An 8,949-nucleotide genomic window follows, 5' to 3' on the forward strand; every position below is an offset into this window, starting at 1 on the left:
GTCCTGGCGAGCAGCGCCGCGCGGAACCCGCCATAGCTTTCGCCGGCGAGGAACAGCGGCGACCCGGTGCGGCCGTTCTGCGCGAGATAGAGCCGGATGAAGGCGCCAATCGAGCTGGCATCCTGGTTGACGCCCCAGAAATCGCGCGTGTCCTGCCCCGGTGCCTCGCGGCTGTAGCCGGTCCCCACCGGATCGACGAAGACGAGATCCGTCATGTCGAGCCAGCTGTCCGGATTGTCGATCAGTCTTTGCGGTGAGGGTAGGAGTTCGCCATCGGCTCCCGTCGCGATTATCCGTGGACCGAGTGCGCCGAGATGCAGATAGGCGGACGCTGCTCCAGGGCCGCCATTGAACACGAAGGTGATCGGCCGCTGCGGGTCTTTGGCCACGCTCGCCGGCGGCTCCAGCGTGTAGGCGACATAGAAGATCTCCGCCGTGACGTCGCCGTTGCCCGACAGCAGCGACAGGGTCGCTGCCTTTGCCTGGTAATCCAGCTTGCGCCCGGCCAGTGTGATCGAATGGTTGGTGGTCTGCGGCGGCGGCAGCAGGGACAGCACACCGCCCGCAGGTGCCGGCCGCTCCGCCGTTTCAGCCAGGACGGGCTGCGCCAGGACGGCAAGCATCGGCAGGATGAGGAAGATCAGTTTCAGCTTGACCAGCATGATGGCTCCGCGAGAACGACTCCCGCATAGGTATGGCCGAGAGGATCGAAGTCAAAGGAAATGGCTGTCTTGAACCTGCAACGGCTTGCGCTAATGTGAGCCGGAATGCAGTCGAACATCTCTCTCGATCGGTTTGGACACTGGAGCGGTGGTGTCGCCGCCGCGGCCATGGCTGCAACGCCCGAAGAATTGTCCGCTCGCTTCACAGCGGCGGCGAGCGGACTGCTTGGCTCCGACCGCGCCTATGTCGGCTTCTACCGTCGAGACATCACATCCCTGACCATCGACGATGCCGGCCCCGATCGCTGGAACCGCGACTACGATGCACGACTGTATCGCCAGGATCCCTTCTTCCAGAGGTTCGCCAGCACAAGACAGGATTTCCTGTTGCCGCTGTCGGCACTCCGCAATGGCGACTTCCAGCGTACCCCCTACTATCGCGAATTCTTCGGCCCTTCCGACAGTTTCGACGAGATCACCGGCGTGTTCAATCTCGACGGGCTGACCGCTGGCTATGTCACCTTCCTGCGGCGAAACGGGGCACCGGCCTTTGGCGATCAGGATCTGGAGATGGCTTGCGCGGCAAGCAGCGCGACGAGGCTCATTCTGCAAAGATTGCTTCATCTGTGCCGCTCCCGGGACAAGGGCGCCGCAATCGGTGACGGACGCTCGCGGCTGAGCAGGCGCGAGGCCGAGGTTGCGCGGCATCTGGTCGAGGGTGGCAACGCCAAGACGATTTCGCGAAGCCTCGCCGTCTCGCCCGGCACCGTCCGCAACCACATCAAGCAGATCTACCGCAAGCTCGGCGTGCACTCCCAGGTCGAGCTGCTGGCGGCCTTCCGCGAAGCCGCTTGAGCCTGACGGCTTCCGCCGGCTCTATTGCCCAGTCACGATGCGCGTCCACATGCGGTTTTGTGATCGCAGCAGCTTTGGGTCGTTGTTGTCGACCACGAACAGCTTGGCCTTCACGGCATCAGGCGGAAAGACGCCGGGATCGCTGGCTATCGCCTTGTCCATCAGCGGCAGGGATTCCGGTATCGCATTGGCATAGGAGACATAGCTGGAATTGGCCGCGGCGATATCGGGCCGCAGATTGAAGTTGATCCAGGCCTGGGCGTTGTCGGGATGCGGCGCATCTTTCGGCACCACCATCGTATCGAAGTTGATGAGCGTGCCTTCTCTGGGGATGGAATAGGCGATCTCCAGCTTCTTCACGGATTCCGCCGCACGGGTCCTTGCCTGAAGTATGTCGCCCGACCAGCCCAACACCACGCAGATGTCGCCGTTGGCGAGGTCGTTGATGTATTTCGACGAATGGAAATAGCGGATGTAGGGCCGCACCTTGCCCATCAGGTCCTCGACCTTGGCGAGGTCGTCGGGACTGGTCGATTTGGGGTCGATGTGAAGATAGTTCATCGCCATCGGGATGACTTCAGCCGGCGCATCGATCATGGCCACGCCGCAATCGGAGAGCTTCTTGACCACGTCCACGTCGAAGACCATGGCGAAGGAATCCGTCGGCGCGTCCGGCAGCCGCTGCTTCACCGCGGCGACGTTGTAGCCAATGCCGTCGGTGACGGCCATATAGGGCACGGCATGCAGGTTCTGCGGATCGGCGCCCGCGATCAGCGCCAAGGCCTGCGGATCGATCTTCGAATGGTTGGCAAGCTTCGATTTGTCGAGTTCCAGGAACGCCCCCGCCTTCACCTGGTTCTTCAGGAACGGATAGGCTGAGGGGTAGACCACGTCATATCCCGAGCCGCCGGTGAGCAGCTTGGTTTCAAGCACCTCGTTGCCGTCATAGACATCGTAGCGAACCTTGATGCCCGTCTCCTTCTCGAATTTCTCGGCGGTGTCCGGCGCGATGTAGTCGGACCAGTTGTAGACGTTGACGATCTTTTCCTCGTCAGCCGAAGCCGCGTTTGCGCAGATGCCGCAGGCAAGCAGGGTTGAGAAGATCAGAGCGCGCATAAATGTCCTCCGTGTCCGCTGTCTGTTTTCGGCATGCCCCGTCCCTCAACGGCGTTGCGGGGCATAGACCGGCAAGGTGATGCAGGCGACATTGCCGCCACCCAGCAGGATCTCGCGTGAGTTCTCGATGCCGACTATCTTGTGGTCGGGAAACAGCTCGGCCAGCGTCTGCTTGGCCTTCACATCGAGATCGCAGCCGAACTGCGGTACCACCACGACGCTGTTGCCCGGATAGTAGTTGATGTAGCTCGCCGCGATCCGGTTGCCGGCCGGTCGCGCCCAGGTCGAATCCAGCCGGTCCACGCTCTCGCTTTCTTCCGGCGTCATCTCGATCGGCAGGGGATGCGGCAGCCGGTGGATCTCCAGTGCGCGGCCACGCGCATCACGGGCCGAACGCAGCACCTCTTCGGCTTCTCGCACAATCTCGTATTGCGGGTCCTCCCGATTGTCGGTCCAGCTCAGCACGACCACGCCGGGACGCACGAAGCAGCAGACGTCATCGACATGGCCGTCGGTTTCGTCGAAGGCAAGGCCACGCGGCAGCCAGATGACGGTGTCGACACCGAGATAGTCGCCAAGCTGGCGCTCCACCTCGGCCTTGCCGAGATGAGCGTTGCGATTTCGGTTGAGCAGGCATTGCTCCGTCGTGATGAGGGTGCCCTGGCCGTCGCATTGCAACCCGCCGCCCTCGGCAATCAGCGGTGCGCGGTAGCGATCCATGTTCTCGATTTCGAGCACTTTTTGCGCTGCCAGATCATCGAGGTCCCATGGCGCGTAGAGGCCGCCGTCAAAACCGCCATAGGCGTTGAAGATCCAATCGACGCCACGCACGCCGCCTTGATCGTTGACGACGAAATTGGGACCGCTGTCGCGCAGCCAGGAATCGTTGGTGGACATCTCCACGACGCGCACATGGCCGGGCAATCGCGCTCGGGCATTCTGCCACTGGCGAGCGGAGGCCGCCACCGTCACTGGCTCGCTTTGCGCGATCGCCGCGGCGACATCCACGAACAGCTTTTGCGCGGGCTTGGCGCCGAGGCGCCAGGTGTCCGGCCGCTCCGGCCAGATCAGCCAGCAGCCTGACTTTGGTTCGAATTCGCCGGGCGCGCGAAACCCATCCTGTTTCGGCCTTGTCGAGAGGGTACGGGGCATCTTGGGACCGCCGGGAAATGGAGTGATGACTTGCCCGGATCAGACGTTTTTGGGACCTTGTCCGTCAATGTCCCATTTGGGATATCGGTGTTGACCGCTGTCTCCTGTTGCGGAACGGCATTGCCTTGCCACGGTGATCGGCGCAAATCTCGACCGGACGGCGTATGCCGGTGACGCAAGCAGTCGACGAAAGGGGAAAAGCGGATGGATGCGACCGAACTGAAGGCCATGCAGGCGCCGCTGAAGCAGGCCTACCGTGACGATGCTTCGCAGGCTCTGATCACGCTTCGCGCCAAGGGCTCGATCGATGACCAGTCGGTTGCCTGCAAGGTGGAGACGGGCAGGGCGCTCGCCATCGCCGGCTTGCATCCGGCAACAGGCGGCTCAGGGCTTGAACTCTGCTCGGGCGACATGCTGCTGGAGGCCTTGGTCGCCTGCGCCGGGGTGACGCTCAAGGCGGTGGCGACGGCGCTCGAGTTCAAGCTCGGCGCCGCCACGGTGGAGGCCGAAGGCGATCTCGATTTTCGCGGCACGCTCGGTGTCGCCAAGGATGCACCGGTCGGCTTTCGCGCCATCCGGCTCAATTTCAACCTCGACACCGCTGAGCCGCAGGAGCGGGTAGACTCGCTGCTGAAGCTGACCGAGCGTTATTGCGTGGTATTCCAGACCATCAGCCAGAAGCCGGAGCTGACGGTGAGCGCACGCCGCTGATGCTTACTGCGCCGACGGTTCTTCGGCGTCGCCCTCGTCAGTGAAGGGCGAGGCGCTCGGCACGCATTGCACCGACCAGCCGGCCGGTGTCGGCTGCTTCTGATATTCGGTGATGGCGGCGGTGCACTGTTCGCGTTTGTCGAAGGTGCTGGGCAGCACGACCATGCCGCCTTGCGGGCCGGCGATTACCAGATACCAGACCAACGCTGCTGCGGTCGTAGCCATGGGGATTTCCTTGTTCTGCCAGTTGGGCGCTGTTGTGGGAGTCGCTGTGACCCTACCAACTCCATGGAAATGACGAAAGCCTGACCGCCGCACAGCTTCCCGCCGTCACATCACAGCCGCGTGATGTGACGGGGGTTTCCAGCCCGATTTCGAAGCGCAATCGGCTCAGTTGGTGGCAAAACAATAGAACAAGCCATCGCCCCCGGTGCCCTTGAGCGCCTCCTGGCTGCAGCCGCCGCGCGAGGCGTGCGAGGAATTCCAGGATTTGGCCGCTGCCGAATCGTCGAGACCGGCGCGGTCATGATGGCCCATCATCGCGGCGCCTTCCGCCCCGCTCATCGTCCAGTCGCCGCAGGTCTGGTCGGCGATCTTGGTGCCGTCGGGCTTGGAGCCGGTCAGCACGTCGTGGCGGTTGGGCGTGTCGCCGCGGCCGTTGACCGCTTCGCCTTTCTCGTTGAGCGCTGTCTGTTTGGTGATGCCGTTGGCATCGCTGTGCAACGAGGCGACATCGTCGGCGATCTTGACGCCCTTTGCGTTCACCCATGGCCCCTTGCCGATGCGGTCGCGGGCGTCGGTGTCGCTGGTCGACAGATAGGCGGCCCAACTTTTGCCGGTGACGCCGGCGGCTTCCGCCAGCGACGCGCAATGCGCGTCGGCGCCCTTGAGGCCGCCGAGGTCGGCACCCTTGCCGGAACCGACACTGGTGACGAAGAAGCTCATCTTGGCATCTTGCGAGTAAGCGGCGCCCGCGGCTGCGATCAGGGTGGCGGCGGTGGCGAGAAGCAGTTTACGCATGTCGGTCCTCCGGTTGGTCTTCGACGGGTTACATCAGAAGAAACGTTGCCGGAGGCCTGTTTAATCCCTACGCATGTCGCCTAAAAGTATGCAGCGGTTTTTGGAAAACCGACATGCGTCAAAAAAGGCTCAAGTTTTATTCCGGCTGGCGATAGGCGACGAACCGATTGTGCTTGGCCTGAAAGATCAATCCGGTCTCTTTCAGGTCCGGGCTGGCCAGCGGCACGATGCGTCTGGCGATCTCGGAGGGATGCGGCAACGTCTCGGGATCTTCGCCCGGCACTGCTTGGGCACGCATGGCGGTGCGGGTGGCGCCGGGGTCGGCGGCATTGACCCGGAGCGGCAGGCTCTGCGTCTCATGCGCCCAGGAGCGCATCATCGTCTCCACCGCGGCCTTGGACGCCGCGTAGGGTGCCCAGAAGGCACGCGCCGAGTGCGCTGCGTTGGAAGACAGGATGATCGCTCGTCCAGCGTCGGAGAGCCGCAGCAGGGGGTCGACGGAGCGGATCAGCCGCCAGGTCGAGGTGACGTTGATGGTCATCACCTTCTCGAAGGTTTTTGCTTCGACATGACCGATCGGCGAGATGACGCCGAGCACGCCGGCATTGGCGACGAGAATGTCGAGCTTGCCCCAGCGTTCGTGGATGGCGCCGCCCAGGCGGTCGATGCCGGCCATGTCGGCGAGGTCGAGCGGCACCAGTGTCGCCTGGCCGCCGGCCGCTTTGATCTGGTCGTCGAGCTCTTCCAGTCCTCCGACAGTGCGCGCCACCGCAATGACATGCGCGCCGGCGGCAGCCAATTCCTTGGCAATGAAATAGCCGATGCCGCGCGAGGCGCCGGTGACGACCGCAACGCGGTCGGAAAGGTCGAGGGTCATGCGATGGATTCCGGGAATTTGACTAACGCTGATGGCGGTCCGGCCTACGTCCCGCTCGTCGCCAGCAGCGACAGCGTGCGCACATTGTCGTGACCTTCGAAGTCGAGCAGGCGGGTTGGATACTGGCCGGTGAAGCAGGCATCGCAGAATTGCGGCTGGTCGTTATCGCGGCTGGCCTCGCCGACCGCGCGGTAGAGCCCGTCAATGGTGAGGAAGCCGAGCGAATCGACGCGAATGAACTCGGCCATCTCCTCGATCGACATGCGCGATGCCAGGAGCTTCGATTTCTCCGGCGTGTCGACACCGTAGAAACAGGAGGCGCGTGTCGGCGGTGAGGCGATGCGCATATGCACCTCCTTGGCGCCGGCGTCGCGCACCATCTGCACGATCTTCTGGCTGGTGGTGCCGCGCACGATGCTGTCGTCGACCAGCACCACGCGCTTGCCCTCGATCATGCGGCGGTTGGCATTGTGCTTCAGTTTGACGCCCATGTGGCGGATCGAATCGCCCGGCTGAATGAAGGTGCGGCCGACATAATGATTGCGGATGATGCCGAGCTCGAAGGGAATGCCTGCGGCCTGGCTGAAGCCGATCGCCGCCGGCGTGCCCGAATCCGGCACCGGCACGACGATGTCCGCCTCGACCGGGCTTTCAACCGCCAGCTCGGCGCCGATGCGCTTGCGCACCTCATAGACGTTGCGGCCTTCCACCGAGGAATCCGGCCGCGCGAAATAGACATATTCGAAGATGCAGAAGCGGGTCTTCTGCGGCTCGAAGGGGAACAGGCTCTCGATGCCCTTGGACGTGACGACGACCATCTCGCCGGGCTTCAGGTCGCGAACGAAACGCGCGCCGATGATGTCGAGCGCGCACGTTTCGGAGGCCAGGATCCAGGCGCCGTCGAGATCGCCGAGCACCAGCGGCCGGATGCCGAGCGGATCGCGGCAACCGATCATCTTCTTGGCCGTCATCGCCACCAGCGAGAAAGCGCCCTCGACCTGCCGCACCGCATCGATGAAACGCGAGTTGAGGTCGCGCTCCTTGCTGGTGGCGACGAGGTGCAAAAGCGTCTCGGTGTCGGAGGTGGAGGAGAAGATCGCGCCTTGCTTCTGCAGCGCGCGCTGCACGGTCATGGCGTTGGTCAGATTGCCGTTGTGGGCGACGGCGAAGCCGCCATCGGCCAATTCGGCGAAAAAGGGCTGGATGTTGCGCATGCCGGCGCCGCCGGTGGTGGCGTAGCGCGTATGGCCGATGGCGCGGTTGCCTTGCAGGCTGTCGATGACGCGCTGCTTGGTGAAGGTGTCGCCGATCAGGCCGACATGGCGTTCGACATGGAACTGGCTGCCGTCATAGGAAACGATGCCTGCCGCTTCCTGGCCACGATGCTGCAGCGCATGCAGGCCCAGTGTGACGATGGCTGCCGCGTCCTGCCGGCCGAAAATGCCGAACACACCGCATTCGTCGTGGAAATGGTCGTCGGCCTCGGCGGAAAGCACGTCGTCTGCGTCTGCCATCTTAAGCTCCGCTAAAATCGCCATATAATGCGGGTTCGCGCCGAAAGCAACGCGGGCCGGGCGGTCGTTCACACTATCGTCGGATCCTGACGCCGTTTTCGGCGTCAGTTTGCCGGCGCCGCTGGTGCCGGAGCGTTGTTGGCCGGAGGTGTTGCGTCATTGTCGTCAGGCGCCGGCGTGTTGGCATCGTCGCCGCCCGCCGGAGCATCCGCAGCCGGTGCGTCCGGAGCAGCTGGTGTCTCGGCGGCCGGCTGATTCGGATTGAGTTTCTTGAGAATGGCGTTTTCCGGATCCTCGGGCAGCAGGCTTTCGAGCTTGGCGCCGATCTGCTCGAGCAGCGGTCGCGACTTGGCCTCTGTGACCCAGGCCGGTGCCTTGGCGCCAGCCAGCCAGTTGAAGAACAGCAGGGCGACGGCGACGACCAGGATGCCGCGCGCGGCGCCGTAGAGGAAACCCAGTGTACGGTCGAGCGCGCCGATTCGGGAATCGATGATCCAGTCGGCGAGCTTCATGGTGATGACCGAGACGACGATCAGCGCGACGATGAAGACGACGCCAGCGGCGGCCGCCATGGCGATCTTTTCATTCTCGATGTAGGGCGCGAGGTAAGGCACAACCGGCTTGTAGAAGAAGAACGCCGCCGCTGCCGCCGCTGCCCAGGAGACGACGGACAGGACTTCGCGCGAAAAGCCGCGAACCATGGCGAGCATCGCCGAGACCAGAGTGAAGCCGACGAGAATTCCGTCAAGCAGCGTAATCGGCATGTCTTTCGCCCCACTCCATGAGCCGCATTATAGCGCGGAACATCGGGCTCTGGGTCCGATGCTCTAATCTTCTTCGTCCACGCGGCTTCGGCGTGAGCCGGCTATGCGTGCCACGAGGTCGGCAAGCTCGGTCGGCTGGAAAGAACCCGCCCCGATCCCCCCGGCCAGTTCCCCGCTGCCCGAGGGCAGAACCGCGCTTCCAAAACCCAGCTTTTCGGCTTCCTTGAGGCGCTGTTGCGCATGCGCAACAGCGCCTCAAGGAAGCCGAAAAGCTGGGT

The 8,949-nt window shown here is 63.5% G+C and carries 9 protein-coding genes and 2 pseudogenes; 2 read left to right on the forward strand and 9 right to left on the reverse strand.

The features are described 5' to 3' along the window. Positions 1-662, reverse strand: a pseudogene (locus tag EOD15_RS22175) (peptidase S10); the annotation flags it as partial. A 105-nt stretch (positions 663-767) separates the two neighbouring features. On the opposite strand from EOD15_RS22175, the gene EOD15_RS22180 reads away from it, so the two are divergent. Further along, positions 768-1,517, forward strand: coding sequence for a helix-turn-helix transcriptional regulator (locus EOD15_RS22180; protein WP_127321132.1), 750 nt, complete (start codon positions 768-770; stop codon positions 1,515-1,517). Positions 1,518-1,538: 21 nt separating this feature from the next. Here EOD15_RS22180 and EOD15_RS22185 read toward each other — a convergent pair whose 3' ends face one another. Both EOD15_RS22185 and aguA read right to left on the reverse strand, forming a co-directional pair. Then, the gene (locus EOD15_RS22185; RefSeq protein ID WP_127321131.1) at positions 1,539-2,633 is read right to left on the reverse strand and encodes a polyamine ABC transporter substrate-binding protein; all 1,095 of its coding nucleotides are present in this window, start codon (positions 2,631-2,633) and stop codon (positions 1,539-1,541) included. Positions 2,634-2,678: 45 nt separating this feature from the next. Next, positions 2,679-3,785: an agmatine deiminase gene (gene aguA, locus EOD15_RS22190; RefSeq protein WP_127321130.1), complete on the reverse strand. Its 1,107-nt coding sequence runs from the start codon at positions 3,783-3,785 to the stop codon at positions 2,679-2,681. Between the two features lie 204 nt (positions 3,786-3,989). Between aguA and EOD15_RS22195 the strand changes: the two genes are divergently transcribed. Further along, a complete protein-coding gene (locus EOD15_RS22195; RefSeq protein WP_127269953.1) occupies positions 3,990-4,496 on the forward strand; it encodes an OsmC family protein in 507 nt (168 codons plus the stop codon). 3 nt (positions 4,497-4,499) lie between these two features. On the opposite strand, the gene EOD15_RS22200 is transcribed toward EOD15_RS22195, so the two are convergent. From EOD15_RS22200 to EOD15_RS36865, 6 genes and pseudogenes are all read right to left on the reverse strand, one after another. Beyond that, positions 4,500-4,721 (reverse strand): hypothetical protein, encoded by a 222-nt coding sequence (locus EOD15_RS22200; RefSeq protein WP_013532531.1) that lies wholly within the window; start codon positions 4,719-4,721, stop codon positions 4,500-4,502. A gap of 165 nt (positions 4,722-4,886) precedes the next feature. Beyond that, complete coding sequence (locus EOD15_RS22205) at positions 4,887-5,516, reverse strand: hypothetical protein (RefSeq protein WP_127380774.1); 630 nt, start codon at positions 5,514-5,516, stop codon at positions 4,887-4,889. Positions 5,517-5,652: 136 nt separating this feature from the next. Then, positions 5,653-6,393: an SDR family NAD(P)-dependent oxidoreductase gene (locus tag EOD15_RS22210; protein ID WP_127322823.1), complete on the reverse strand. Its 741-nt coding sequence runs from the start codon at positions 6,391-6,393 to the stop codon at positions 5,653-5,655. A 44-nt stretch (positions 6,394-6,437) separates the two neighbouring features. Next, positions 6,438-7,907: an amidophosphoribosyltransferase gene (gene purF / locus EOD15_RS22215; RefSeq protein WP_013532528.1), complete on the reverse strand. Its 1,470-nt coding sequence runs from the start codon at positions 7,905-7,907 to the stop codon at positions 6,438-6,440. 104 nt (positions 7,908-8,011) lie between these two features. After that, positions 8,012-8,671 carry a CvpA family protein gene (locus EOD15_RS22220; RefSeq protein ID WP_127267853.1) on the reverse strand — a complete coding sequence of 220 codons (660 nt, stop codon included), beginning with the start codon at positions 8,669-8,671 and terminating at the stop codon, positions 8,012-8,014. A gap of 63 nt (positions 8,672-8,734) precedes the next feature. Next, positions 8,735-8,920: pseudogene (locus tag EOD15_RS36865) on the reverse strand (DNA repair protein RadA); the annotation flags it as partial. Positions 8,921-8,949 lie beyond the last annotated feature (29 nt).

Source organism: Mesorhizobium sp. M7A.T.Ca.US.000.02.2.1, assembly GCF_003996995.1.
Lineage (GTDB): Bacteria > Pseudomonadota > Alphaproteobacteria > Rhizobiales > Rhizobiaceae > Mesorhizobium.

Coding starts and splice junctions, on each gene's coding strand:
- purF (WP_013532528.1), bottom strand. CDS start 7,907: ATGGCAGACGCAGACGACGTGCTTTCCGCCGAGGCCGACGACCATTTC.
- EOD15_RS22185 (WP_127321131.1), bottom strand. CDS start 2,633: ATGCGCGCTCTGATCTTCTCAACCCTGCTTGCCTGCGGCATCTGCGCA.
- EOD15_RS22195 (WP_127269953.1), top strand. CDS start 3,990: ATGGATGCGACCGAACTGAAGGCCATGCAGGCGCCGCTGAAGCAGGCC.
- aguA (WP_127321130.1), bottom strand. CDS start 3,785: ATGCCCCGTACCCTCTCGACAAGGCCGAAACAGGATGGGTTTCGCGCG.
- EOD15_RS22220 (WP_127267853.1), bottom strand. CDS start 8,671: ATGCCGATTACGCTGCTTGACGGAATTCTCGTCGGCTTCACTCTGGTC.
- EOD15_RS22205 (WP_127380774.1), bottom strand. CDS start 5,516: ATGCGTAAACTGCTTCTCGCCACCGCCGCCACCCTGATCGCAGCCGCG.
- EOD15_RS22210 (WP_127322823.1), bottom strand. CDS start 6,393: ATGACCCTCGACCTTTCCGACCGCGTTGCGGTCGTCACCGGCGCCTCG.
- EOD15_RS22180 (WP_127321132.1), top strand. CDS start 768: ATGCAGTCGAACATCTCTCTCGATCGGTTTGGACACTGGAGCGGTGGT.
- EOD15_RS22200 (WP_013532531.1), bottom strand. CDS start 4,721: ATGGCTACGACCGCAGCAGCGTTGGTCTGGTATCTGGTAATCGCCGGC.